Genomic DNA, 23287 nt, shown 5'->3' with positions numbered 1-23287 from the left:
TATGATGCGCCGCGCAAACATGGGCTCTCCATAGCAGCCGGACGGGGGAAGCGCAAAGGTTGGGGTGGCCCGGTTTCAGGCTCAATCGATCACGCCAAGCTTCGGAAACGCATCCGGGGCGGCGGCCAACATGGCGCGGGCGCGGGCGGAATCGTCGTCCATCTGGCGGATCAGGGCCTCCAGGCTGTCGAATTTCAGCTCTTCGCGGATGAAGCCGACGAAAGCGCAGTCGAGCACCTGCCCGTAAAGATCGCCCTTGAAGTCGAACAGGAAGATTTCGAGCAGCGGCGCGCCATTGTCGAAGGTCGGGCGGCAGCCGAAACTCGCCACGCCGTCGAGGCGCTCGGCGCCGCGGCCGACCCGCACGGCATAGATGCCGTGCTTGAGTCCGCAATTGGCGTCCAGGCGGATGTTGGCGGTGGGATAGCCAAGGTCGCGGCCGCGCTTCTCGCCGTGGATCACCTCGCCGGTGATGAACCAGGGAGCACCCAGCATGGTGGTGGCTTCATCGAGTTGCCCCTCGGCGAGCGCGATCCGGATCGCGCTGGAGGAGACCGGCCGCTCGTCGATATCGATATGGGGTTGCACGTCGACCTCGATGCCGAGCCGGGGCGCCTCGTTGACCAGCAGGCTCGGCGAGCCGACGCGACCCTTGCCGAAATGGAAGTCGTAGCCGACGGCAATTCCGCTGACGCCGAGCCGGCCGATCAGGTCATGGTGTATGAAATCTTGCGCGCTGGTTCCGGCGCGCGCCTTGTCGAAGGTCATGACCACGGCACCGGCAAGGCCGGTGCCGGCCAAAAGCCGCAGCTTGGCCCGCTCGTCCGTCAGGCGGAATTGTGGGGTGTTGGGGCTGAAAAACCGCCGCGGATGCGGCTCGAAGGTCAATGCCAGCGCAGGGCGGCCATGCGCCCGGCCCATTTCCAGGGCGGCCGTGATCACGGCTCGATGGCCGAGATGAACGCCGTCGAAATTGCCCATGGCGACCACTGCACCCCGCGGAATCGCGGAATCCGGCGTTGTGTCGCGGATGACGGTAAAAGGCGAGGCCATCAGGGGAATTCTCGAACCGGGGCAGGACCGGGCCGGACCGTGGCTCGACCGACCTGACCAAGTCAAGCGGGCGGAGCCGGACATCGAACACGATTTCAGTCCGTTGGCGGCGTCCGCAGTTAACGGGCTGTTTAACGCCTTGATGCTACTCCTTGAGGCGTGGAACTGCCGGGCTTCGCTTGGCAGGTCCGGTCGTAATATTCCTGCGTTTGCGTTGGGGGAGTCGAGATGGCGGTTGATTTGTCGATGCCGGTTCTGGTGGTGGATGACTACAGCACCATGATCCGTATCATCAGGAATCTGCTGAAGCAGCTTGGCTTCGAGAATATCGATGATGCCAGCGACGGTTCGGCAGCGCTGAACAAGATGCGCGGTAAGAAGTACGGGCTCGTGATCTCCGACTGGAACATGGAGCCGATGACGGGTTACGACCTCCTGCGCGAAGTGCGCGCGGATCCGAACCTTGCCACCACGCCCTTCATCATGATCACGGCCGAGTCCAAGACCGAGAACGTGATCGCAGCCAAGAAGGCCGGCGTGAACAACTACATCGTCAAGCCGTTCAACGCGGCGACGCTGAAGACCAAGATCGAGGCGGTCTTCCCGGACATGGCAAGCGCGTAAGGCACTTTGGCGTCCCCGGACAAGGCGCGGCACATCAGTGACGCGACGCTGAGCCGGGACCCAGTCTATCCACGACTTCACTTGCGGCGTCTGGGCCGTCGCTCTGCGCGCTTCGCCATAGCGCGTCGAACACGCGCGTAAACGCGCTTATGGCGTCCCGGGCACGATATTTCTACCACTTCAATTCGCGCATCAGCGCCTTCGGCGGATGGCCGAACAATTCCATCACGGACGCCGGGTCGAGCTGGTCGAGGCCCTCGAACTCTTCGGCATGAATGCCGCGGGTGACGAACAGGCAGTCGATGCCGAACTCGCGCGCGCCGGTGAGATCGGTGCGGACGGAATCACCGATCGCCAGCACCTTCCGCCGGTCGATCGGGTGGCCCTGGCGTTCACAGGCGAGCGCCATCGCGCGCTCATAGATCGGCCGGTGCGGCTTGCCGTAGAAGATCACCTCGCCTCCGAGCTCACGATAGAGCTCGGCGATGGCGCCGGCGCAGTAGATCAGCCGGTCGCCGCGTTCGACCACGATGTCAGGGTTGGCACACACCAGCGTCAGCTTGCGCTCGCGCGCCTTCAGCATCATTGCGCGATAGTCTTCCGCCGTCTCGGTCTCGTCGTCATAGAGACCGGTGCAGACGATGTAATCGGCTTGCTCCAGCGGCGCGGTCGTCGCATCGAGGCCCCGATAAATCGAGTTGTCGCGCTCGGGGCCGAGCCAGAACATCTTGCGGCCGGGATGCTCGGCGACATAGAGCCGCGTCAGGTCGCCTGACGAGACGATCGCGTCATAGGTCTCGTCCGCGACGCCGAGCTTGCGCAATTGCCGTTGCACGGAGTCGGCCGGGCGCGGTGCGTTGGTAATCAGGATCACCGTACCGCCGCGGCTGCGATAGGTATGCAGCGCCTCGCAGGCTTCGGGGAAGGATTCGAGACCGTTATGGACCACGCCCCAGATGTCGCTGAGTACGACGTCGACGCCACCCACGAGCTCGCGCAGGCTTTCGACAAAATGCAGCGTCGTCATGATGCGTGCGGCCGATCAGATGCGGCGCGCGAGCGCCGCGTTGCCGATGATACGCTGTGGCGGAGGCGCGGAAGATGTCCCGCCTGAGCTGGGTGTACCGGAGCCATTGGATCCCTGGATGTCCTGCGCCGGGGTCGGCGAGGCCCCGCCGGTAGCAGATGACCCTTCCGGCCGCAATGGCCGGGGCGGTGCGAACAAAAAGCCCTGGCCGAACCGCACGTCATAATCGAGCAGGTCGACCACCGCGCGCTCGCCCTCGATCCGTTCGGCGATCAGGTCGATGCCGAAGCGGCCGAGCAGGTCGGAGAGGTCGGACGGGTGGATGTCCGAGGCCGAGGCCTGCTTCGGATCGAGCAGCAGCGTGGCCGGCACCTTGATGAAGCGCACGCCGCGGTCGGCGAGCTCGCGCGGCTCGATGCGCAAATCCGTGACATGGTCGATCGAGAAGCGGAAGCCGCGCTGGGCGAGCGCGGCGAGATTCTCGGTCTCGGCCGGACCGAGGTTACGGAAGGTCGACTGCTTGAACTCCAGCACCAGCGAGGGCGCAAGCGCCCGGTTGGCTTCAAGGAAGTCGAGACATTGCGCGAAGGTGGTGGAATTGCCGAGCGTGGAGGCCGCGACGTTGCAGAACACGCCGACATCCTTGTTGCGCACCATCAGGCGCCGCAGCACCTGCACACAGCGCAGCATCACCATGTTGTCGATGCGCCCGATCAGCCCGGAGGCCTCGGCGATGCTGATGAACTCCTCAGCGGCGATCAGCTGATCGCGCTCATCGCGCAGGCGCGTCACGGCCTCGTAGAACCGCACCTTGCGCTGCGGCAGCGTCACCATCGGCTGGAGGAAGATATCGATGCGGTTTTCCTCGATCGCGTTGCGCAGCGTCGCCAACAATTGGGTCTGGTTGCGGCCGTTGGCGAGCTGGGCCGGGACCGTCTGTGCAGGCCGCGGCTGCGCTGCCGGGGGTGGAGGCGCAACGGCCAGCGGTGACGGGTCAGCCGGCCGCTCTTCGATCGTCGCGCTCAGGTCGAGCGGCGCGGGCTCCTGTTTCTCGACCGGGCTTGCGGCTGATACCGGAGCGCCGCCAGCCAGCAGGTCTTCATGGGCCGAGACGGTGGTGGCGAGCTGCCTGACCAGTCCGCCGAGTTCGTTGATCTCGCCGACCACCGACTGGATGCGCTCGGCGTTGGTCGAATTGGACGAGGCGATGCGTCCCTCGATTGCAGCTAACCGGCGGCCGAACTCGGCCACCTGGCGCGCGAGGTCGGCGGTGCCGCGCGAAAGGTCGGCGATCTGGCCGCCGACGTCGCTGCGGTCGCGCAGCCGCATCGACACCGCGTTGTAGAGGATCAGGAAGGTCAGCGCGGTCAGCGCCACGATCGCGGATTCGGTTCCGCTGATGCCGGCGACCGAATAGAGCACAAGCCCGAGCGAGGCCGCGACCAGAACCATGCAGATGGCGATGAAGATCGTCGAAATGCGAATCATGCCGCGCGTTACGCCTCTAGAGCTGACTGTCTCACCGGGAAAACACGGGCCGCCGTCCGACGCGTCACGTCTCATGCTCCCCCGAGCCATGTGAGCTTAACATCATTGTTGATTCGAGGGGATAGCGGCGTCCGGCGCGCGGGCCGAGGTTGGCGCGCAAGCTTTGCAACCGGCGCTCACGATCAGGGGCGGACCGAATTGCAGCGTCAGGACGGCGCGGCCGCGCCGACCGTGTCGGCCGAGACGGCTTCGCGGCTGCCGAGCGGCTTCGGCCGCCCGGTGGTCGTATCGCGCAGGGTCTGCCGTTCGATCTCCGAGTTCAGCTCGGCTCCGAACATGATGACGATCGCCGACATCCACATCCACATCATGAGGCCGATCGCTGCCCCGAGCGAGCCGTAGGTCGCGTTGTAATTGGCGAATTCTGACAGATACCAGGACAGCAGCGCCGAGCCGGCGATCCAGAGGATGGAGGCCGTCACAGCGCCGAGGCTCAGCCATTGCCAGCGCGGCGCATCGCGGCTGGGCGCGAAGCGATAGAGGATGGCGAGCGCCACGAGCAGGATGAGGAACAGGAGCGGCCATCGTGCCAGCGCCACGATCAGCTTGCTTCCGGGCGCCATGCCGAGATGATTGAGCGCGAGCGGGAAGGCGACGACGGCGCCCACCATCAGCAGCAGCGCTACGATGCCGCCGACAGTGAAGGCCAGCGACACCATATTGAGCTTGATGAAAGTACGCTTCTCGCGCTCCTCATAGGCGACGTTGAGAGCGTCGAAGATCGCCTTTACGCCGGCATTGGCGCTCCAGATCGCAAGCAGAAGCCCGAGCAGGAAGGTGGCCCCGAGCGTCGTGTTGCCATGCGACACCACGCGCGCGACCTGGTCCTCGACGATCTGGAACGAGCCCTCGGGCAGCATGGTGGCAAGCGTCTGGAGATTGGCGCTGATGGTCGAGGGATCGGCGAACAGGCCATAAGAGGAGACAAGTGCCGTGACAGCGGGAAAGATCGCGAGCAGGCCGAAAAAGACGACGCCGCCTGCGGTCGCCAGCAGGCGATCCTCATCGATGCGCTGATAGGTCCGCCAGAAGATGTCCTTCCAGCCCGCCCAGGGGATCGTGAACGGGCTCTTGGCATGACGGCCGCGGCGGGGCTCCACGGCCGCGCTCGCCGGATGCGTTTCCGGTGAATTCGCCTCGGCCTTGCGATGGTCTTGCGGAGGCCCCGACTTGGCCAGGCCGGAGTCCTGGAAGTAGCGCTCCGCGGTGAGCACGAACACTGCCGTAGCCGCCACCAGCAGCCAACTGTCCATTTGCTCGGAGCGCCGCATCAGCATTCACGCTTCCAATCCGTGCCTGTGACGCCGCCGGCGTGCAGCCGTCAACCCGACCAGGCCGACGGCCGCGAGCATCAGGCCAAGTTGCACGGGACGGTTGGCGCGGTTCGGCCAGGCTTTGCTGTCGCGACCGCGTTCACCGGGCGCAAGCGGCACGAGGGGGATCGTCGTTGCGACCTCCTTCACTGCCTGCTTGACCGTTCCGCGAGGAATCCGCGGGGTGGCGATCGCAACCCGCATCCGGCTGGCGAGCGGCACGATCGGCTTGTCCCGACGCTTCACTTGAGCCAGAGCCACCCCGGCGCAGGTTGCGGCGAGCACCAGCAGCAAGGCTCCGACGGCGCCAAAGCCCCAGAATTGCCCGTAGGTGATCGCAACCCAACGGTACAGCGCGACCAGACCGACAAAGAAGGCCGCAATGACGAATAGCCCGGCCACCGCGAACAGGCCGGCTGCGACCGCATAGGACGTCGCCCGTCCGGTGGCTTGGTTGGTGCGGTCGCGCAAATACGATTGTGCGGCGCGTTTGAGGTGGTTGAGCTTGAGCGCCATGCCGGCGCGCAGCAATTCACCCGATGGCGCGAGCATGCGGACATCCTCCGAGAGCAAGACAATTCGTCGGGGGTGAACGTGGCGGAATTTGACTTGTTCCGAGGGAGCGTGCCCGTCGTAGCGGATCAGCCGAGATCGGCGGCTGCGATCCAGAACACCTCGCCCTCGGAGTCTTCGGTGTCCAGCCAGAGCAGCGGCAGTTCCGGAAAGGCCTCGTCGACTAGTCCGCGGCCGCGGCCGATCTCGCAGACCAGCCCGCCATCCGGCATCAGGTGATCGGGCGCCTCGCGCAGGATACGGCGCACCACGTCGAGACCGTCGGCGCCGCCGTCGAAGGCGAGCTTCGGCTCGGCCCGGCACTCCGGCGGCAGCGCGGCCATGCCTTCCGCATCGACGTAGGGCGGATTGGTGATGATCAGGTCGTAGCGTGCATCGCCGAGCGGGGCGAACAGGTCGCCGCGATACAGGCTGATCCGGTTCTCGAGCCCGTATTCGCCCACATTTCGCGCAGCGACCTCGATCGCGCCCTTGGAGATGTCAACGGCGTCGACGGTGGCGTTCGGAAAATGATGCGCGGCGAGGATGGCGAGGCAGCCCGATCCGGTGCAGAGATCGAGCACGCGCTCGACCGCCGTGGGATCGTCAATCAGGGATCCGGCAGTGCCGTGGCCGCCAAAATGCGAGTCCAGCAGTTCGCCGATGAAGGAGCGTGGAACGATGACGCGCTCGTCGACATAGAAGGGTAGCCCGCGCATGTAGATCTTGTTGACGAGATAGGCGGCCGGTTTGCGCGTGGTGACGCGCTGATGGATGAGATCGAGAACGGTCTTGCCCTCGGCGAGGGTGACACGCGCGTTGGCGAAAAGCTCGAACTGTTCGGGATTGAGATGCAGCGCCTCGCTGACCAGGAAGGCCGCCTCGGCAACCGGATCGGTGGTGCCGTGGGCAAAGGCGAGCTCGGCTTCGACAAAGCGGCTCACCGCATAGCGGACCAAATCGAGCAGCGTGACAAGCTCACCAGGAGCGACCTTAGCAAGACCGACCGTAGCAAGACCGACCTTAGCAAGTCTTGGCGCGCCGCGGCCACGCGCGGTCTTTTTGGATGCTCTTGCCATCAGGACCGGGTCCAGCGTGCGGCGGCTTCGTCGTCGCGGGCCTCGGCCTCGACCCAGCCGGTGCCGGCTTCGCTCTCTTCCTTCTTCCAGAACGGCGCGCTGGTCTTGAGATAGTCCATCAGGAACTCGGCCGCCTGGAACGCGGCCTGGCGGTGCTGCGAAGCGGTCAGCACCAGCACGATGTTCTGGCCGGGCATGAAGCGGCCGACGCGGTGAATCACCGTGACGCCGTTCAGCGGCCAGCGCGAGGTCGCCTCGTCGACGTGACGCTTGATCTCTTCTTCGGCCATGCCCGGATAATGTTCGAGCGTAAGCGCAGCGACCTTCGCACTATCCTCGTCGGCGCGGCAGATGCCCGAGAAGCTCACGACCGCGCCGATGTCGGTGCGGCTCTTGGTCAGGATTTCGATCTCGCGCGCGAGCTCGAAATCGTCCTCCTGGATGCGGATGGTGACGGGGCAGCTCATGCTCGCCCCGCTCCGACGGTGCCACACCTCTCCCCGATAGGGAGAGGCGTGGTGGCACCGTATGCTGGTGTGTTCGAGAACATTGGCCTAGCCGCCGGTCATCGGCGGGAAGAACGCGATCTCGCGGGCGCCCGCGATCGCGGTGTCCGGCTTGGCGTGGGCGTGATCGATCGCGGCGCGGATCACCTTCGGCTTCTCGAAGGCGTAGGCATAGGCCTCGCTCTGGGCGGACAGCCAGGCGATCAGCTCCTCGACGGTGCGCACCGTTGCGGGCGGTTCGATGGTCTCCTCGGCCTTGCCGACGCGCTCGCGCACCCAGGCGAAATATTTCACCTTCATCCCTCGTCCTCCTTGATGAGGTGATGGATGCCAGCGCGGAAATAGTCGTAGCCGGTGTAGATGGTGAGGATCGCCGAAGCCCACAGCAGCGCCAGCCCGATCATCGAGACCACCGGCACCACCTCATCACCGGCCGGGCCCGCGAGCAGGAAGCCGATGGCGACGAGCTGGACCGTGGTCTTCCATTTGGCGAGCTTCGTTACGGGCACGCTGACGCGCAGCGCGGCGAGATATTCGCGCAGGCCCGAGACCAGGATCTCGCGGCACAGGATTACGATGGCGGCCCACAGCGACCAGCCATGGATGATGCCATCGGCGGCCAGCATCAGCAGGCACGAGGCAACCAGCAGCTTGTCGGCGATCGGGTCGAGCATCCGGCCGAACGCTGATTGCTGATTCCAGATTCGCGCATAATAGCCGTCAAGGTAATCGGTCACCCCGGCGCCGATGAAGATGGCCACCGCCACCCAGCGCAGCCATAGCGGCCCGTCCATGATCGACTGCGCGTAAATGCATCCGACCACGACCGGGATCGCGGCGATCCGGCCGTAGGTCAGGATGTTGGGAAGGGACATCGAGCGCCTGGTTGCCCCTCGTGTCGTCGCGATGTTCATCCGTCCTACCAATACCGCTGGTGCCTGAACGTCAACCGTCCCGCTCTCCAAATGAGGCGCGGACGCAACGATCATATGACCGCGGTCCCCCTTTAGTTCATCCCGGCTGGGGATGGAAATACTCGAAAATCCTGCGGGCGCTTTCGGCGCTCACCCCCGGAACCTTGCCGAGATCGGCGATCGAGGCCCGCTCGATCTCCTTCAGGGTTCCGAAATGGTGCAGCAAGGCACGTTTACGTGACGGACCGATGCCCGGAATCTCCTGCAAACCGGCCTCGCGGATGTCCTTCTTGCGCAGCTTGCGGTGCGAGCCGATGACGAAGCGGTGAGCCTCGTCGCGCAGGCGCTGGATGAAATAGAGCACGGGATCGCGCGGCTCCAGCTTGATCGCCTCGCGCTCCGGCATGAACAGGGTCTCGCGACCGGCATCCCGGTCCGGCCCCTTGGCGACCGACATCAGCGACACCTGGGTCAGGCCGAGACCTGCAAAGATCTCGCGGACGGCGTTGAGCTGGCCGCGGCCGCCGTCGATGATGACGAGGTCGGGCCATTGCGGGAAATCGTCCTCCTTCGCCTTGGCCACGCCTTCCTCGGGCGGATTGATCAGTCGCTTGAAGCGTCGCTCCAGCACCTCGCGCATCATGGCGTAGTCGTCGCCAGGCGTCAGTCCTTCCGACTTGATGTTGAACTTGCGGTACTGGTTCTTCACGAAGCCGTCCGGGCCGGCAACGATCATGGCGCCGACCGCATTGGTGCCCTGGATGTGGCTGTTGTCGTAGACCTCGATGCGCTTGGGCACGTGCGGCAGGCTCAGCGTCGCGGCCATGGCCTCGAGCAGGCGGCTCTGCGTCGCGGTGTCCGCGAGCTTGCGGCCGAGCGCCTCGCGCGCATTGGTCAGCGCATGAGTGACGAGCTCCTTCTTCTCACCGCGCTTGGGCGCGGTGACCTCGACCTTGTGGCCGGCTTTGGTCGACAGCGCATTGGCGAGCAGCTCGCTCTCCTCGATCTCGTGCGAGAGCAGGATGTTCTTCGGCGGCGGCTTGTCGTCGTAGAACTGGGCGAGGAAGGAGCCGAGCACCTCCTCGGGGGTAAATGTCTTTTCCGCGCGCGGGAAATAGGCGCGGTTGCCCCAGTTCTGTCCGGTGCGGAAGAAGAACACCTCGACGCAGGAGAAGCCGCCCTCCTGGTGGATGGCGAACACGTCGGCTTCCTCGACCGTGCGCGGATTGATGCCCTGTTGCGACTGGATCGCCGACAGCGCGGCGAGGCGATCGCGATAGAGCGCAGCGCGCTCGAATTCGAGCTCGCCGGAGGCCTTCTCCATCTCGCCGGCGAGTTCCTGCTTCACCGCATGGCTCTTGCCGGAGAGGAAGTCGGTCGCTTCGCGCACCAGGGTCGTATAGCCGGGGAAGTCGATCTCGCGGGTGCAGGGCCCGGCACAGCGGCGGATCTGGTAGAGCAGGCAGGGCCGGGTGCGGCTCTCGAAGAAGGAATCGGTGCAGGAGCGAATCAGGAATGCGCGCTGAAGGGCCGTGATGGTCCGGTTCACGGCGCCCGCCGAGGCGAACGGGCCGAAATAGCGCCCCGGCCGGGTCTGCGCGCCGCGGTGCTTCAGGATCTGCGGCGCCCAATGGTCGCCGGTGATCAGGATGTAGGGAAACGACTTGTCGTCGCGCAGCTGCACGTTGAAGCGCGGCCGCAGCTGCTTGATGAGGTTGGCTTCCAGCAGCAGTGCTTCCGTCTCGGTGGTGGTTGAGACGATCTCCACGGTCACCGTGGCCGCGATCATGCGCAGGATGCGCGCCGGCTGCGGCGCACTCTGGCGCGCGTAGTTGGACAGGCGCTTTTTGACGTTCTTGGCCTTGCCGACATAGAGCACGTCCGCGTTCGCATTGAGCATGCGATAGACCCCGGGCGAGGTGGGGGCGAGCCGGACCGCGCGCTCGATCGCCTCATGACCGGTCGCCAGCGGGCCCTCGCCGACCGCGCCGCTCTCTTCCAGGATATCCGGCAGCCGCGCATCGTCCTCGTCGTCGCCGCTCGCTGTTGCGGGATCGAGGTCCGGCGGCGCCATGTCCGTTTCCGGAGGCGGGGCGTCCGGTGCGGTGACGCGCACGGGTTTGCGCGTACGTGCATCGTCCGGATTGTCGGGGGAATCGTGAACCATGGTGCGAATTTAGGCGCTGGGGGTGCCGATTTGAAGTTCCGGCCGTGGCGCACGCACAGGATGGCGGGCGCAGTTCCCGGTAACGCTTGGTTAAGCCTGTCAATAGCGCGGTAACCCGGCTTAACAGCCCTTTAACTTAAAGCTCTCGATAAATCTTACGCGAAAAAGTGGTGGTTCCGTAACCATGCGATCTGGCTTCGCGCGGCGGCGCAGGCATCGCGGGGGGCGGCAGTTGCGTTGGAGTGTGTGATGAAGGGGCTCGTTGTGGGCGCAGCCGCGTTGGTTGCTGCCGGCTGGACAGCTTCGGCAGGGGCCGCCGATCTCAGTTACGGGCAGCGTGCCCCCTATACCGTCAATCAGCCGCTCAATGCGTACAGCTGGGCCGGTCCTTATCTAGGCGGCAACGTCGGCTATGAATGGGGTTCGGTCGACAACAATCCCTCAAAGCCTTCCGGCTTCGTCGGCGGCGTGCAGGCCGGCTATAATTTCCAGAATGGCCCTTGGGTGTTTGGCGTCGAGGGCGACATTCAGGCCGCCGGTGCCGACGATACCTTCGCGCCGTGGAAGTTCTCCAATCCGTGGTTTGGCACCCTGCGCGGCCGCGCCGGCTATGCCTTCAGCAATGTGCTGTTCTACGGCACCGCTGGCCTCGCTTTCGGCGAACTGCGCGCGCAGACCTTCGGCTGGACGGAATCGCACACCACGGCCGGCTGGACCATCGGTGCCGGCGCGGAAGTCGGCCTTGCGCCGAACTGGAGTGCCAAGCTCGAATATCTCTACATCGATCTGTCGACGAGTCAGTTCGCAATTACGGGCGTGTCAAACGGCTATAGCGCCAGCGTTGTCCGCGCAGGCGTGAACTATCACTTCTGATAGCTGAAGAAGAAAATACCGGACCAACCTCCCGGCCGCTCGCGGCCGGGATTTTTTAAGCCAGGCTCGCTAGGAGAGGATGACCAAATTGACCGCCTTCGGTCCCTTCCCCTTCTTGTCCGGTTCGACTTCGAAAGTAATACGCTGTCCTTCGGCAAGGTCCTTCAGTCCCGCCCGCTCTACGGCGGTGATGTGAACGAAGACATCGCGGCCGCCGTCGTCCGGCTTGATGAAGCCGTAGCCGCGCTCGCCGTTGAAGAACTTGACCGTTCCCGTCATGGCCATCGGGAAACTCCCCCTCATTGCTCCTCCGCCGCGACGCAGCGTCACGACATGACCGGACCTTACGAAGCCCGGGAGCTGGCCATCCTTGGGCGGACCTCATAGGTCCGGCCGGATCTTTCTTGGGCCTTCACTCCGCCGCAACCATTCGCGGAAGCGGAACGTAAAGCCAGTCACGGAAACAGCATAATACGGTTCGTCGCAGATTGACTACCGTTCCTGCATATTTTTCCCAAGAATGCCGGAGTGTTACGGCCTCGGCACCTCCAATCGGAATCTGGCAGCGCCGCCCTGGCCGAGCGGCATTTCGAGCTCGGGCAGGATGGTCTTGAGCTCGCCGTGCAGCGTGTAGGGCGGGTTGACGATCAGAAGACCCGTGGAGGTGAGGGCCGCGCCATCGAGCTGCGGCGCCACACTGAATTCGAGGCGCAGGCATTTTCCTGATGGCTTTGCTGCGGCTGCGAGCCGCGCCACCGTTTGCGCCAGCGTGTCGGTGGCGCGCCGGTTCTTAGCCGGATACCAGACGACGTAGATACCGGTCGGCCATTTCGCGAACGCCGCCGAGAAGGCCTCGCCAAGCCGCTCGAACTCATCCTTGGCCTCGAACGGCGGGTCGATCAGCACGAGGCCGCGCCGCTCCTTCGGCGGCACGAAGGCGGGCAGTGCCATCCAGCCGTCGAGATCGACCACGCGAGCCTGCTCGTCGCGGCGCAGCACGTCGATCAGCGCTTTCCGCGCCTTCGGCTCGAGCTCGCAGGCGATGAGGCGGTCCTGCGGCCTGAGCAGGCCGCGCGCGATCAGTGGCGAGCCCGGATAGGCCTTGAGCTCGCCCTTCGGATTGAAGGCGCGGACGATGTCGAGATACGGCTTGGTCAGCGCCGCGGTCTCGTTCGACAGCCGCGCCTGCATCAGCCGCGCAATGCCGGTCAGCCACTCGCCGCCACGGCGCGCCTCGTTGCTGTCGAGGTCGTAGAGGCCGGCGCCGGCATGGGTGTCGATGACGCGGAACGCCGCCGGCTTGTCCTGCAAATAAGTGAGGATGCGCGCCAGTACGATGTGCTTGATGACGTCGGCGAAGCTGCCGGCATGGAAGGCGTGACGGTAGTTCATGGCGGAGAGTTACGACATCGCGAGGCGAAAGTAACGGCCGTCATTTCGGGACGGTGCGCCAGCACCGAACCCGAAATCCATTTCTTTGAGAATGCGGACAGATGGATTCCAGCCCCGCGCTTCCGCCTTCGCTCTTCGGGCTGCGGCGGACAAGCCGCGCGCTCCGGAATGGCGATCCGAGGGCTCCCTCTACCCACCCCTGATCGGCGGCATCGTCACCTGCTCGCGGCGGCAGGTGCGGCGCTCGAGCTCGTCGCAGGCGCGGAATTGCAGATCCTTGCTGAGGCAGATGCGGACCTCAGACAGCCGTGTCCGGTTACAGGTGACCGAGATGGCGGCATTGCTGAGGCCGGGATTGGCCTTGATAAAGGCGTCCTCGACCTCCGCCGGCGCCACGGTCTTGGCCTGCGACAGATCGAGATATTCGGCCGGGATCTTGATCGCGGCGCGCGCTTTGCGGATCGTTTCGAAATAGCTGCGGCTCTCGAGCCCGGAGCAGGTGCCGTGCTTGTCCCATTCGTTGAAGATCAGGCCCGGCGCCGGCATCAAATCCAGCATCGAGGAGACGATGCCGCGGTTCAGCCGCGGTGCCGGCCGCTGGCAATATTCGGGGAAGCCGTTTTCATATTGCGGCCACAGCCCGTGCACCACGAAGGCGTAGGGCCGTCCGCTGCACTGCATGTGTGAGCGGCCGTTGCGCTCGGCCGCTTCCTCGCAGAAGGAGGGCGACCATGACAGCGACAGCACATAGAAATCGAACTCGCCCGGCGCGTTTTGCCGCTTGTCCTGGGCCTTTGCGCCGCCGGCGAACGAGGCCAGGCCTGCGGCAAGGATCAGGGGAAGGGTCAGCGAGATCACCAGGCGGGAAAACGAATGCAATCTGGAATGAAACATGGCGATGCCCCTCAACTAGACTGTGCAATGAAGCCTAGCAGGCGATAAGAACATTTCAAGAACAAAATGCAGCCACCGCCGCTCAGTCGCCAGATCGGCCCGACTCGGGACTCTTCAAATCAGGGCTTGGCGGCGCGGCAGGCTGGATTGTAGGCCCAGTTGCGGTCGACTCCGACGACGCACCATTCGACGCCATTGCCGTAGCCGGCGAAGCCGCCATCCTCGATAATCGAGAAATGCACCTTGCGCACCTTGCCGTCATTGAGCATGGCGTCGCCGGTGCAATACCGGCGCGGAATGTTGTCGGACTGCCAGGGCCGGAAAGCGGTCTCGCGAACGGCGGAGAAGCCGGTGATCTTCAACGAGGAATTCCAGAACGAGCTTTCCTTCTCCCAGAACTGGGTGGCGATCGTCGGCAGCGCCTTGTCGCAATCGGCGACGGCGCCATCGTAGCGCGGCCCGCTCAGCCAGAAATTCGTCTCGAGCGGATTGGCGGCCCTGGCCTCACCGAGCGATAGCGCCCCGAACATGAGGCCGAGCACGGCGGCAAAGCGGAGCGATTTCAGGGAGGGGGCGCGCATGGGCAATCCGGACTGCTGGGTCTTGCGAAGGTGGGACCGTGCCGCGAAGGCTGGGCGGGGTCAAGTGCAGCGCGGCAACACTTCGCCAGGAGTTGACCACAACGTCGCGCTCGGCATGGCTTCCGTTCTTTCCACTTCCATCCCGGCACCGTAAACTGGCGCCAACCAATTGGAGTGACGGGAATGCGAATCATTGCGGCCGCGGGTCTTCTCGCCAGCCTGGTTGTCTCGGGTATGATGGCGAGCCAGTCGGTGCGGGCCGATATTCTTCCAGTGCCGCCGTTCAAGGGCAACGACACCGGCGGCATCATCGCCTATTCGATGGCGACCCAGGTCGATGCGCGGCAGGTCGCGGTCGATCACTGCGCGCGCTACGGCAAAGTCGCCAAATTTCTCGCGGTGCAGGCCTACGAGGGCGGCTACATCTCGTTCTCCTGCCGCTGGGTGCCCTACGGCGCCGCCGAGCAGCCGATCCGCACGCTGTACTGAACCGCGGTCGTAACGCCGCAATCTCTCAGCCGGGAGCCCCCCCGATGACGCGCAAACTCGCTTTGCTCGGCTCGGCCGCCTGTCTCGTGTTGTTCGCAGGCAGCGCCAGCGCCGACGATCTGCCGCTGCGCAAGGCCGGCCTTTGGGAAATGAAGCTGGTCACGACCGGCTCGCCCGTGCCCGAGATGACCATGCAGCACTGCACTGACGAGACCGTCGACAAGGAGATGAGCAACAACGTCTCCCCGATGGCCAGGCAGATCTGCGCCAAGCAGGAGATCAAGAAGACCGCGACCGGCTATGTCAGCGATTCCGAGTGCAACGTCGCTGGCGTCAGCACGACCTCGCATGCCGAGATATCAGGCGATTTCAACTCGGCCTACACGGTGAGGACCTCCTCGCATGCGCAAGGCGGCGTCGCCGGCACGGCCGGGCGCGATAGCACCATGACGCTTGAAGCGAAATGGCTCGGGGCCTGCAAGCCGGACCAGAAGCCCGGCGACATCGTGATGCCAGGCGGCTTCAAGATGAACGTGCGCGACGTGGATAAGCTGAAGGGACTGCTGCCGAAGTAGCGAGATCGTAGCCGGAAAATCGGTGGGCTCCCTCGCCCCGTTCTAACGGGGAGAGGCAAGAGCAGTTACACGGGTATCCTCACGCTCGCCCTCAATCCTCCCATCGGGCTGTCGCCGAGCGTGATGTCGCCGCCGTGGGAGCGGGCGATGTCGCGGGCGATCGCGAGGCCAAGGCCCGTGCCGCCTTCGTCCTGGTTGCGGGCGTTGTCCAGCCGCAGGAACGGCTTGAACACCTCTTCGCGCAAATGCGCGGGAATGCCCGGCCCGTCGTCGTCGATCGTGACCGTGAGATAGCGGTGATCGCGCTGGCCGGTGATGGCGATGGCCTTGCCGTAGCGTGCGGCGTTGGTGACGAGGTTGGCAAGGCAGCGCTTGAACGAGGCCGGCTTCACCGTCACCACTGGCAGGCCGTGGAACGCCACGGTCGCGGTGTGGCCGTGCCGTTCGGCATCGCTGCGCAGCTCTTCCAGGGCCTGGGCCATATCGGTCGGCTGCGATTGCTCGCCGGAATCGCCGCGGGCAAAGGCGAGGTAATCCTCCAGCATCATCGACATCTCGTCGACGTCCTTGCGCATGCCCTCGAGCTCGGGACTATCGCCGATCAGCGCCAGCTCGAGCTTGAAGCGGGTCAGGATGGTGCGCAGGTCATGGCTGACGCCGGCCAGCATTGCGGTGCGCTGCTCCATCGTGCGCTCGATGCGCGATTTCATCTCGAGGAAGGCGACGGAGGCGCGCCGCACCTCGCGCGCGCCTCTGGGGCGGAAATTCGGCGCCTCGCGGCCTTTGCCGAAGCTCTCGGCGGCATCGGCGAGCCGCAGGATCGGCTTGATCTGGTTGCGCAGGAACAGCACCGCGACGATCAGCAGGATCGAGGACGTGCCGACCATCCAGAAAAGGAAGATTTCCGAGTTGGAGGCGTAGGCGGCGCTGCGCTGGGCGAACACGCGCATCACGGCATCGTCGAGCTGGATGCGGATCTCGACGAGGTTGGAGCGGCCGACCGTGTCGATCCAGAACGAACGCCCGATCTGGCGGCCGAGCTGCACCGACAGGGTCTGGTCGAGCAGCGAGAAGAACGGCTTTGGTCCCGGTGGCGGCATGTCACCGGCAGGCAGGAAATCGACGACGAGGCCGAGCCGCTGCTGGGCGATGCGGCGGATCTGGTCGCGATCCTTGTCCTGCGGATAGCCCTTGTAGACGTCGATCAGCGCGGCGATGTCCTGCACCACCGCGGCGGACAGGCGCCGAGTCACCGTGTTCCAGTGCCTTTCCATGAACACGAAGGCGACGACCGATTGCAGGATCACCATCGGCACGATCATGATCAGCAGCGCGCGCGCATAGAGGCCGGTCGGCATCCAGCCCTTGAATGCGTTGCCCATCCAGCCATTGGCGGCGGAGACGCGGCCAGCGGCGCTCTTCAGAAGCGTCAGGCCCGTATCGATCGTGCTCATCGGTGGCGCTTCACTGCTCTATGGGCTTTAAGGCAAGGCCACCAGCCGGTAGCCGATGCCGCGCACCGCCTGGAGGAATAGCGGATTGGCGGGATCGGTCTCGATCTTGCGCCTGAGGCGGTTGATCTGAACGTCCACGGCGCGCTCGTTGACGCTGCCGTTGCCGGTCAGCGCGCTGCGCGGCACGGTTTCGCCCGGCGTCTCCGAGAGGATGCGCAGCATCTCGCGCTCACGGTCAGTGAGGTGAATGACCTCATCGCCCTGGCGCAGCTCGCCGCGTTCGAGATGGTAGACGTAGGGTCCGAAAGCGATCTTCTCCACGGTCGCCGCCTGCGGCGGCGGCGCGGCGCGCTTGAGGATGTTGTTGATGCGCAGCGCGAGCTCGCGCGGCTCGAACGGTTTTGCGACATAGTCGTCGGCGCCGATCTGCAGGCCCTCGATGCGCGCTTCTGCCTCGTGCCGCGCCGTCAGCATCACGATCGGCACCGAGGACGAGGTGCGGATGAAACGGGCGAGGTCGAAGCCGGTCTCGCCGGGCATCATGACGTCGAGGATCAAGAGATCGAAATGCAAGCCCATGAGCTTGGCGCGCGCATCGCTGGCACTGGCGGCGGTCGAGACCCGATAGCCTTCGCTGGCGAGGAAGCGCGACAGCAGATCGCGAATGCGGCGGTCGTCGTCGACCAGCAGCAGATGCGGGGCATCGTCGGCGGGTTGCACCGGCGGGCGGGCGAGCGTGGCAGCGAGCGGCACGGTCACTCCTTGGCGTCGTGGTTGACGGAAGCGAAGATCGTCTCGAGCACCTTGTCCGGATCGTCGCGATCGATCATCGCGCGCAGGAAGCGCTTGACGGTCTCGGCATCCTGCGGACCTATCTCGGCAAGCGCCTTGGTGATCCGCGTGGTCTGCAGCCCGGCAAGCTTCTGCACCAGCGCTTCGCCCTTCGGCGTCGCATAGAGCAGGCGCTGGCGACGGTCATTGTCGCCGGTCTTCTGCACGATATAGCCTTCGTCGAGAAGCTGCTTGAGCACGCGGCCGAGCGATTGTTTTGTGATGCGCAGGACGTCGAGGAGATCGGCGACCTTGAGGCCGGGATAGCGATAGACGAAGTGCATGACCCGGTGATGGGCCCGGCCGAAGCCGAAGGCCTCCAGCTCCTGGTCTGGATCGCCCACGAAATCGCGATAAGCGAAGAACAGCAGCTCGATGATATCCCAGCGCAAATTGCCTCCATCGCCTGCGGCCGGCCGAGGCTCGGCGGCGTCTTGAGACGGACTCGCGAAATTTATGTCAGGCATATTGACGTATCTTGGGTTCAATGTTACAAAACGATTGGCCCGTACGAAATTTTAGATCGTATCGCGACGGGCGGCGTCGAAGCAGGGACGGCGGAAACAGCCGGACAGGCGACGACGGCCGGAGCAGATCTACCGTGCGATTGTCGAGCGGCATTTCGACAAAACATACTGGACTTCCGCCTTCCGCAAAAGCATGTCCTCGGCGACATGCTGGCCACGGGAAACCGGCCGTAACAAGGCTGGCGGCGGTCCAGCCAAACACCTAATGAAGCCAGCCGGCCCCGAACAGGGGCGGGCCGGTGCCAGAACAGCGCCGATACCGGCAGCGGGAGCCAAGGACATGAGCATGACATTCGACATCCAGCCCGCATCCAATCCGACTCCTGAGAAGGACCGCGTCGCCAAGCTGGTGGACCCAGGGTTCGGGCGAGTTTTCACCGATCACATGGCGATCGTCCGCTACAATCAGGCCAAGGGCGGCTGGTACGAGGCCAAAATCGAGGCGCGCGCCAACTTTCAGCTCGATCCGGCCGGCGCGGTTCTCCATTACGCTCAGGAAATTTTCGAGGGCCTCAAGGCCTACAAGCGCGACGACGGCGGCGTGAACCTGTTTCGCCCCGACGCCAATGCGCGGCGATTCAAGGACTCGGCCGACCGCATGGCAATGGCGCAATTGCCCGAGGATGTCTTCATCGAGGCGGTCGAGCAGGTCGTGCGCATCGATCGCGCCTGGATGCCGGGCGGCGAGGGCAGTCTTTACCTACGGCCCTTCATGATCGCGAGCGAGACCTTCCTCGGCGTCAAGCCGTCATCCGAATACATCTTCGCGGTCATCGCCTCGCCGGTCGGCTCTTATTTCAAGGGCGGCCCTGCACCGGTGTCGATCTGGGTGTCCGAGAACTACACGCGCGCCGCGATCGGCGGCACCGGCGCCGTCAAATGCGGCGGCAATTATGCCGCGAGCCTGCGCGCCCAGGCGGAAGCGATCCAGCATGGCTGCGATCAGGTCGTGTTCCTCGATGCGCTCGAGCGCCGTTACATCGAGGAGCTCGGCGGCATGAATGTGTTCTTCGTGTTCGACGACGGCTCGCTGTCAACGCCGCCGCTCGGCACCATCCTGCCGGGCATCACACGCGACTCCATCATCACGCTCGCCCGCGATGCCGGAAAGACGGTGCGCGAGGAGCCCTACTCGCTCGACCAGTGGCGCAAGGACGCCGCCAGCGGCAGGCTGAAAGAAGCCTTCGCCTGCGGCACTGCCGCCGTGATCTCGCCGATCGGCAAGGTGCGCTCGGTGAGCGGCGATTTCGACATCAGTGGCGGCGCGGCCGGCCCGGTCGCCATGGGCCTGCGCAAGCAGCTCGTCGACATCCAGTACGGCCGCACCAACGATCCGCACAACTGGATCCGCAAAGTGTTTTGAGGCTTTTACCTTTACCTTCTCCCCTTGTAGGAGAAGGTGGCGCGAAGCGCCGGCTGAGGGGTTGTCTTCGCGAGTTCAAGCGCGAGAGGTTTGTTCGCGGAGAGAAACCCCTCACCCGTCTCGCCGCTGCCGCGAGCCACCCTCTCCCACAAGGGGAGAGGGCAAGAACGGTTGCCGCACCGCGCGTCGGCTGGTAAACGCCGCGCATGGCCGAGAAACCCAAAAAACCCCAGAAATTGAAGGCGCGCCTGCCGCGCGGGCTCGAGGATCGCGATCCCGCCGCGATCCGGGCGACGCGCGAGATGGTCGAGAAGATCCGCGCTGTTTACGAGCTCTATGGCTTCGAGCCGGTGGAGACGCCGGCCATGGAATTCACCGATGCGCTCGGCAAATTCCTGCCCGACCAGGACCGTCCGAACGAGGGCGTGTTCTCGTTCCAGGACGACGACGAGCAATGGATCAGCCTGCGTTACGATCTGACCGCGCCGCTCGCCCGCTACGTCGCTGAAAACTTCGACACGCTGCCAAAGCCCTATCGCAGCTACCGCGCCGGTTACGTGTTCCGCAACGAAAAGCCCGGTCCCGGACGCTTCCGCCAGTTCATGCAGTTCGATGCCGACACGGTCGGCTCGGCGACGCCGGCGGCGGATGCGGAGATCTGCATGATGGCGGCTGATACGATGGAGGCGCTCGGGATTGCGCGCGGCTCTTACGTCGTGAAGGTGAACAATCGAAAAGTGCTCGACGGTGTTCTGGAAGCCATCGGGCTCGGCGGCGACGACAACGCGGCACGCAGGCTGACCGTGCTCCGCGCGATCGACAAGCTCGACAAGTTTTCCGCCGACGAAGTGCGTAAATTGCTCGGTCCCGGACGATGGGACGGCGGCGAAGAGGGCAAGGGCGACTTCACGAAAGGCGCCAATCTGAGTGCGGCGGAGGCTGACGTTGTTCTCGCCATCACCAAGCAGCGCGATGATTGGAAAGAAGCTATCCCCGCCGCAGAAACCTACCTCGCCAAGAGCGAAGTCGGTCAGGCCGGCGTGAGCGAGCTGGAAGAAATTGCCAAGCTGGTCATGGCCTCGGGTTACGGCGCGGACCGCATTCGCATCGATCCCTCCGTCGTGCGCGGCCTCGAATATTACACCGGCCCTGTCTACGAGGTCGAACTCCTGCTCGACACCAAGGACGAGAAGGGTCGCCCGGTGCGCTTCGGCTCGGTCGGGGGTGGCGGGCGTTATGACGGCCTCGTCTCGCGCTTCCGCGGCGAGCCGGTGCCGGCGACTGGCTTCTCCATCGGCGTGTCTCGCTTGCAGGCCGCACTGACGCTGCTCGGCAAGCTCGACACGCGGCCGGAATTCGGGCCCGTCGTCGTCACCGTGTTCGACCGCGACCGCGTCGCCGACTATCAGAAGATGGTCGCTTCCTTGCGCACCGCCGGCATCCGCGCCGAGCTCTATCTCGGCAATCCCAAGAACATGGGCAATCAGCTCAAATATGCCGATCGCCGCAACGCGCCCTGCGTCGTCATCCAGGGCTCCGACGAGAAGGCGCGCGGCGAGGTTCAGATCAAGGATCTGATCGAGGGCGCCAAGGCCGCCGCTGCGATCGCCTCCAACCAGGAATGGCGCGAGAGCCGCCCGGCGCAATTCTCGTGCAGCGAGGCCGATCTCGTCGCCAAGGTGCGCGAGGTCTTGGCGCGCCATGACGTGAGCTGGGGCTAGCCATTCGCTCCATTCGTCATGCGCGGGCTTGACCCGCGCATCCATCTTCCAAATGATGGATTGCCGGATCGAGCCCGGCAATGACGAATAGATGATGAACGACGAGCAGGGAGAAGACGATGCCTGAGATCACAATCAGCATGGCCGAAGGCCGCACCGACGAGCAGAAGGCCGGCATGATGCGCGACATCACCCAGGCGCTCGTGAAGAATCTCGGCGTCGACGCCGATGCCGTCGTTATCCAGATCAACGAGGCCCCGCTGCGCCACAAGATGAAGGGCGGCAAGACCTTTGTTGAGCGCGCGGCGGCTGCGAAGAAGTGACGCGTTAGCATCATTCCGGGGCAGCCCGTCAGGGCGTAATCTCTGGCTTCCGCGTTCGCGCTTTGCGCCTGGAATGACGAGAAAGAATATGGACGCACGCGACTTCATCACGATCGGCATGAGCGCAGAGCGCACGCTGGTGGTGCCGGTGGAGCGCACGGTCGGGCATTTCGTGCCCGGCATGCCGTTTGTTTATGCGACGCCGATGATGATCCTCGAGATGGAGATGACCGCAAGCGATGCGATCCGCTCCGCGCTTCAGCCCGGGTGGGTCACCGTCGGCACCGAGGTCGACATCCGCCATCTCGCGGCAGCTCGCGTCGGGGCGACGGTGCGGACCACAGCGAAAGTCGTCACGGTCGAGCGCCGCGTCATCCGGTTCGAGGTCGAGGCGTTCGAGAGCACCCGCAAACTCGGCGAGGGCCGCCACGCGCGCGGTCTCGTCAATGTCGAGATGTTCAACAAGCGACTAGGAGCGTAGCTGCGAGTCCGTTAGCTACTTCGCCAATTCCTTCGACCGCTTCGTCGCGGCCGCAATTGCGCGGATCATCAACTCGCGCAGTCCGGGCTCGCCCATCAGCACGTCGAGGGCGGCAGCGGTGGTGCCACCGGGAGAGGTGACATTCTGGCGCAGCGTGCTTGAAGCAAGCTCGGACTGGTGCAGCAGCTCGCCGGAGCCGGCGACGGTCTCACGCGCAAGCCTGGTCGCCAGCGCCTCGGGCAATCCCGCTTCCACACCGGCGCGCGCGAGCTCTTCGGCGAGCAGGAAGACATAGGCGGGCCCTGAGCCGGAGACGGCGGTGACCGCGTCCATGAGGCCTTCATCCTCGACCCATTCCACCGAGCCGGTGGCGCGCAGCAGCGCATCGGCCACCGCGCGCTGAGCCGAGCTGACGTGTTGTGCGGCGACGGCGACGGTGATGCCGCGGCCGATCGCGGCCGGCGTGTTCGGCATCGCGCGCACCACGGCGCCGCCGCAGACCTCTTCAAGCGAGGCGATCGTGGTGCCTGCCATGATCGAGACCACCGATGTCTTGTCCGAAACGAATGGTTTCAGCTTGGCGCCGGCCTCGCGGAACATCTGCGGCTTCACCGCGACGACCAGCGTCTCGACCGTGCCCGCCGCTTTCATGTCAGGATTGAGCGCAACGCCCTTGGCGGCAAGCGCAGTGATCTCGGGCGAGAGGTGCGGGTCGATCACCGCAACGCGGCGCGGATCGAGCCCGCCCGCCAGCCATCCGCTCAGCATCGCGCCGCCCATCTTGCCGGCGCCAGCGAGGAGGATGGTGCCGGTGATGTTTTGGAGGGTGTTGTTCGCCATCGCTGCTGCCAAATCCGTCGTCCAGGCCAAAGCCAGGACCCATGACCCCAAGTGGTTCTAGTGGATGGAGGGCAGAGCAACAAGCATCGCGAGATACGGAGAGCCCTCGCGGTATGGATCCTCGATCTGCGCGACGATAGCGCTTCGCGCCGTCATCGCT

General features: G+C 64.8%; 26 protein-coding genes. 8 read left to right on the top strand and 18 right to left on the bottom strand.

The genetic code is table 11. The features are described from left to right. Positions 1 to 81: 81 nt before the first annotated feature. Complete coding sequence (locus tag IVA96_RS01350) at positions 82 to 1053, bottom strand: bifunctional riboflavin kinase/FAD synthetase (protein WP_247277569.1); 972 nt, start codon at positions 1051 to 1053, stop codon at positions 82 to 84. A 228-nt stretch (positions 1054 to 1281) separates the two neighbouring features. Between IVA96_RS01350 and IVA96_RS01345 the strand changes: the two genes are divergently transcribed. Continuing rightward, positions 1282 to 1677, top strand: coding sequence for a response regulator (locus tag IVA96_RS01345; RefSeq protein WP_008567674.1), 396 nt, complete (start codon positions 1282 to 1284; stop codon positions 1675 to 1677). A 172-nt stretch (positions 1678 to 1849) separates the two neighbouring features. Here the strand turns inward: IVA96_RS01345 and IVA96_RS01340 are convergent, their stop codons facing one another. The 9 genes from IVA96_RS01340 to uvrC all read right to left on the bottom strand — a co-directional run bounded on the left by IVA96_RS01340 (position 1850) and on the right by uvrC (position 10783). Next, a complete protein-coding gene (locus tag IVA96_RS01340; protein WP_247277568.1) occupies positions 1850 to 2704 on the bottom strand; it encodes a TIGR01459 family HAD-type hydrolase in 855 nt (284 codons plus the stop codon). A 15-nt stretch (positions 2705 to 2719) separates the two neighbouring features. Further along, positions 2720 to 4192 (bottom strand): EAL domain-containing protein, encoded by a 1473-nt coding sequence (locus IVA96_RS01335; protein ID WP_247415063.1) that lies wholly within the window; start codon positions 4190 to 4192, stop codon positions 2720 to 2722. Between the two features lie 206 nt (positions 4193 to 4398). Next, a complete protein-coding gene (locus IVA96_RS01330) occupies positions 4399 to 5529 on the bottom strand; it encodes a YihY/virulence factor BrkB family protein (protein WP_247415061.1) in 1131 nt (376 codons plus the stop codon). After that, positions 5530 to 6117, bottom strand: coding sequence for a phage holin family protein (locus IVA96_RS01325; RefSeq protein ID WP_247277565.1), 588 nt, complete (start codon positions 6115 to 6117; stop codon positions 5530 to 5532). Positions 6118 to 6206: 89 nt separating this feature from the next. Beyond that, positions 6207 to 7196: a 50S ribosomal protein L3 N(5)-glutamine methyltransferase gene (gene prmB / locus IVA96_RS01320; RefSeq protein ID WP_247277564.1), complete on the bottom strand. Its 990-nt coding sequence runs from the start codon at positions 7194 to 7196 to the stop codon at positions 6207 to 6209. Further along, positions 7196 to 7663, bottom strand: a complete 468-nt coding sequence (locus IVA96_RS01315; RefSeq protein WP_247415058.1) for a molybdenum cofactor biosynthesis protein MoaE — start codon at positions 7661 to 7663, stop codon at positions 7196 to 7198. Before IVA96_RS01315 ends, prmB begins: the two co-directional genes overlap by 1 nt. An 87-nt stretch (positions 7664 to 7750) precedes the next feature. Then, positions 7751 to 8002 carry a molybdopterin converting factor subunit 1 gene (gene moaD / locus IVA96_RS01310; RefSeq protein ID WP_247277562.1) on the bottom strand — a complete coding sequence of 84 codons (252 nt, stop codon included), beginning with the start codon at positions 8000 to 8002 and terminating at the stop codon, positions 7751 to 7753. Continuing rightward, a complete protein-coding gene (pgsA, locus tag IVA96_RS01305) occupies positions 7999 to 8616 on the bottom strand; it encodes a CDP-diacylglycerol--glycerol-3-phosphate 3-phosphatidyltransferase (protein WP_247277561.1) in 618 nt (205 codons plus the stop codon). Before pgsA ends, moaD begins: the two co-directional genes overlap by 4 nt. 97 nt (positions 8617 to 8713) lie before the next feature. Next, positions 8714 to 10783, bottom strand: coding sequence for an excinuclease ABC subunit UvrC (gene uvrC, locus IVA96_RS01300; RefSeq protein WP_247277560.1), 2070 nt, complete (start codon positions 10781 to 10783; stop codon positions 8714 to 8716). 249 nt (positions 10784 to 11032) lie between these two features. On the opposite strand from uvrC, the gene IVA96_RS01295 reads away from it, so the two are divergent. Then, positions 11033 to 11656 carry an outer membrane protein gene (locus IVA96_RS01295; RefSeq protein ID WP_247277559.1) on the top strand — a complete coding sequence of 208 codons (624 nt, stop codon included), beginning with the start codon at positions 11033 to 11035 and terminating at the stop codon, positions 11654 to 11656. A 69-nt stretch (positions 11657 to 11725) separates the two neighbouring features. Here the strand turns inward: IVA96_RS01295 and IVA96_RS01290 are convergent, their stop codons facing one another. The 4 genes from IVA96_RS01290 to IVA96_RS01275 form a co-directional block, all read right to left on the bottom strand. Next, complete coding sequence (locus tag IVA96_RS01290) at positions 11726 to 11941, bottom strand: cold-shock protein (protein WP_008544396.1); 216 nt, start codon at positions 11939 to 11941, stop codon at positions 11726 to 11728. A 246-nt stretch (positions 11942 to 12187) separates the two neighbouring features. Further along, positions 12188 to 13048: a 23S rRNA (adenine(2030)-N(6))-methyltransferase RlmJ gene (rlmJ, locus tag IVA96_RS01285; RefSeq protein ID WP_247277558.1), complete on the bottom strand. Its 861-nt coding sequence runs from the start codon at positions 13046 to 13048 to the stop codon at positions 12188 to 12190. Positions 13049 to 13237: 189 nt separating this feature from the next. Then, positions 13238 to 13942: a ribonuclease T2 gene (locus IVA96_RS01280; RefSeq protein ID WP_247277557.1), complete on the bottom strand. Its 705-nt coding sequence runs from the start codon at positions 13940 to 13942 to the stop codon at positions 13238 to 13240. Between the two features lie 119 nt (positions 13943 to 14061). Continuing rightward, positions 14062 to 14523: a hypothetical protein gene (locus tag IVA96_RS01275; protein WP_247277556.1), complete on the bottom strand. Its 462-nt coding sequence runs from the start codon at positions 14521 to 14523 to the stop codon at positions 14062 to 14064. A 183-nt stretch (positions 14524 to 14706) separates the two neighbouring features. On the opposite strand from IVA96_RS01275, the gene IVA96_RS01270 reads away from it, so the two are divergent. Both IVA96_RS01270 and IVA96_RS01265 read left to right on the top strand, forming a co-directional pair. Next, positions 14707 to 15012: a hypothetical protein gene (locus IVA96_RS01270; protein ID WP_247277555.1), complete on the top strand. Its 306-nt coding sequence runs from the start codon at positions 14707 to 14709 to the stop codon at positions 15010 to 15012. A gap of 44 nt (positions 15013 to 15056) precedes the next feature. Continuing rightward, the gene (locus tag IVA96_RS01265; RefSeq protein WP_247277554.1) at positions 15057 to 15587 is read left to right on the top strand and encodes a DUF3617 family protein; all 531 of its coding nucleotides are present in this window, start codon (positions 15057 to 15059) and stop codon (positions 15585 to 15587) included. 65 nt (positions 15588 to 15652) lie between these two features. Here IVA96_RS01265 and IVA96_RS01260 read toward each other — a convergent pair whose 3' ends face one another. From IVA96_RS01260 to IVA96_RS01250, 3 genes are read right to left on the bottom strand one after another with little or no spacing between them, the layout of a single operon-like run. Then, the gene (locus IVA96_RS01260) at positions 15653 to 17041 is read right to left on the bottom strand and encodes an ATP-binding protein (protein WP_128946364.1); all 1389 of its coding nucleotides are present in this window, start codon (positions 17039 to 17041) and stop codon (positions 15653 to 15655) included. A gap of 27 nt (positions 17042 to 17068) precedes the next feature. Continuing rightward, the gene (locus IVA96_RS01255; RefSeq protein WP_247277553.1) at positions 17069 to 17800 is read right to left on the bottom strand and encodes a response regulator transcription factor; all 732 of its coding nucleotides are present in this window, start codon (positions 17798 to 17800) and stop codon (positions 17069 to 17071) included. Then, positions 17797 to 18339, bottom strand: coding sequence for a MarR family transcriptional regulator (locus IVA96_RS01250; protein WP_247277552.1), 543 nt, complete (start codon positions 18337 to 18339; stop codon positions 17797 to 17799). Before IVA96_RS01250 ends, IVA96_RS01255 begins: the two co-directional genes overlap by 4 nt. 340 nt (positions 18340 to 18679) lie before the next feature. Between IVA96_RS01250 and IVA96_RS01245 the strand changes: the two genes are divergently transcribed. The 4 genes from IVA96_RS01245 to IVA96_RS01230 all read left to right on the top strand — a co-directional run bounded on the left by IVA96_RS01245 (position 18680) and on the right by IVA96_RS01230 (position 22287). Then, positions 18680 to 19762 (top strand): branched-chain amino acid aminotransferase, encoded by a 1083-nt coding sequence (locus IVA96_RS01245; protein WP_247277551.1) that lies wholly within the window; start codon positions 18680 to 18682, stop codon positions 19760 to 19762. A 206-nt stretch (positions 19763 to 19968) separates the two neighbouring features. Next, positions 19969 to 21483, top strand: coding sequence for a histidine--tRNA ligase (gene hisS, locus IVA96_RS01240; protein WP_247415053.1), 1515 nt, complete (start codon positions 19969 to 19971; stop codon positions 21481 to 21483). 119 nt (positions 21484 to 21602) lie between these two features. Next, positions 21603 to 21806 carry a tautomerase family protein gene (locus IVA96_RS01235; protein WP_025033847.1) on the top strand — a complete coding sequence of 68 codons (204 nt, stop codon included), beginning with the start codon at positions 21603 to 21605 and terminating at the stop codon, positions 21804 to 21806. Positions 21807 to 21894: 88 nt separating this feature from the next. Next, positions 21895 to 22287, top strand: a complete 393-nt coding sequence (locus IVA96_RS01230; RefSeq protein WP_247277549.1) for a hotdog domain-containing protein — start codon at positions 21895 to 21897, stop codon at positions 22285 to 22287. A 15-nt stretch (positions 22288 to 22302) separates the two neighbouring features. Here IVA96_RS01230 and proC read toward each other — a convergent pair whose 3' ends face one another. Then, the gene (proC, locus tag IVA96_RS01225) at positions 22303 to 23127 is read right to left on the bottom strand and encodes a pyrroline-5-carboxylate reductase (RefSeq protein ID WP_247415051.1); all 825 of its coding nucleotides are present in this window, start codon (positions 23125 to 23127) and stop codon (positions 22303 to 22305) included. Positions 23128 to 23287: the final 160 nt, after the last annotated feature.

This window comes from Bradyrhizobium sp. 159, assembly GCF_023073795.1.
In the GTDB taxonomy this organism is placed as follows: Bacteria; Pseudomonadota; Alphaproteobacteria; order Rhizobiales; family Xanthobacteraceae; genus Bradyrhizobium.
The sequence above is the reverse complement of the archived record's forward strand: the minus strand, read 5'-3'. Positions and strand labels throughout refer to the sequence as shown.

Coding starts and splice junctions, on each gene's coding strand:
- IVA96_RS01350 (WP_247277569.1), bottom strand. CDS start 1,053: ATGGCCTCGCCTTTTACCGTCATCCGCGACACAACGCCGGATTCCGCG.
- IVA96_RS01345 (WP_008567674.1), top strand. CDS start 1,282: ATGGCGGTTGATTTGTCGATGCCGGTTCTGGTGGTGGATGACTACAGC.
- IVA96_RS01340 (WP_247277568.1), bottom strand. CDS start 2,704: ATGACGACGCTGCATTTTGTCGAAAGCCTGCGCGAGCTCGTGGGTGGC.
- IVA96_RS01335 (WP_247415063.1), bottom strand. CDS start 4,192: ATGATTCGCATTTCGACGATCTTCATCGCCATCTGCATGGTTCTGGTC.
- IVA96_RS01330 (WP_247415061.1), bottom strand. CDS start 5,529: ATGCTGATGCGGCGCTCCGAGCAAATGGACAGTTGGCTGCTGGTGGCG.
- IVA96_RS01325 (WP_247277565.1), bottom strand. CDS start 6,117: ATGCTCGCGCCATCGGGTGAATTGCTGCGCGCCGGCATGGCGCTCAAG.
- prmB (WP_247277564.1), bottom strand. CDS start 7,196: ATGGCAAGAGCATCCAAAAAGACCGCGCGTGGCCGCGGCGCGCCAAGA.
- IVA96_RS01315 (WP_247415058.1), bottom strand. CDS start 7,663: ATGAGCTGCCCCGTCACCATCCGCATCCAGGAGGACGATTTCGAGCTC.
- moaD (WP_247277562.1), bottom strand. CDS start 8,002: ATGAAGGTGAAATATTTCGCCTGGGTGCGCGAGCGCGTCGGCAAGGCC.
- pgsA (WP_247277561.1), bottom strand. CDS start 8,616: ATGAACATCGCGACGACACGAGGGGCAACCAGGCGCTCGATGTCCCTT.
- uvrC (WP_247277560.1), bottom strand. CDS start 10,783: ATGGTTCACGATTCCCCCGACAATCCGGACGATGCACGTACGCGCAAA.
- IVA96_RS01295 (WP_247277559.1), top strand. CDS start 11,033: ATGAAGGGGCTCGTTGTGGGCGCAGCCGCGTTGGTTGCTGCCGGCTGG.
- IVA96_RS01290 (WP_008544396.1), bottom strand. CDS start 11,941: ATGGCCATGACGGGAACGGTCAAGTTCTTCAACGGCGAGCGCGGCTAC.
- rlmJ (WP_247277558.1), bottom strand. CDS start 13,048: ATGAACTACCGTCACGCCTTCCATGCCGGCAGCTTCGCCGACGTCATC.
- IVA96_RS01280 (WP_247277557.1), bottom strand. CDS start 13,942: ATGTTTCATTCCAGATTGCATTCGTTTTCCCGCCTGGTGATCTCGCTG.
- IVA96_RS01275 (WP_247277556.1), bottom strand. CDS start 14,523: ATGCGCGCCCCCTCCCTGAAATCGCTCCGCTTTGCCGCCGTGCTCGGC.
- IVA96_RS01270 (WP_247277555.1), top strand. CDS start 14,707: ATGCGAATCATTGCGGCCGCGGGTCTTCTCGCCAGCCTGGTTGTCTCG.
- IVA96_RS01265 (WP_247277554.1), top strand. CDS start 15,057: ATGACGCGCAAACTCGCTTTGCTCGGCTCGGCCGCCTGTCTCGTGTTG.
- IVA96_RS01260 (WP_128946364.1), bottom strand. CDS start 17,041: ATGAGCACGATCGATACGGGCCTGACGCTTCTGAAGAGCGCCGCTGGC.
- IVA96_RS01250 (WP_247277552.1), bottom strand. CDS start 18,339: ATGCCTGACATAAATTTCGCGAGTCCGTCTCAAGACGCCGCCGAGCCT.
- IVA96_RS01245 (WP_247277551.1), top strand. CDS start 18,680: ATGAGCATGACATTCGACATCCAGCCCGCATCCAATCCGACTCCTGAG.
- hisS (WP_247415053.1), top strand. CDS start 19,969: ATGGCCGAGAAACCCAAAAAACCCCAGAAATTGAAGGCGCGCCTGCCG.
- IVA96_RS01235 (WP_025033847.1), top strand. CDS start 21,603: ATGCCTGAGATCACAATCAGCATGGCCGAAGGCCGCACCGACGAGCAG.
- IVA96_RS01230 (WP_247277549.1), top strand. CDS start 21,895: ATGGACGCACGCGACTTCATCACGATCGGCATGAGCGCAGAGCGCACG.
- proC (WP_247415051.1), bottom strand. CDS start 23,127: ATGGCGAACAACACCCTCCAAAACATCACCGGCACCATCCTCCTCGCT.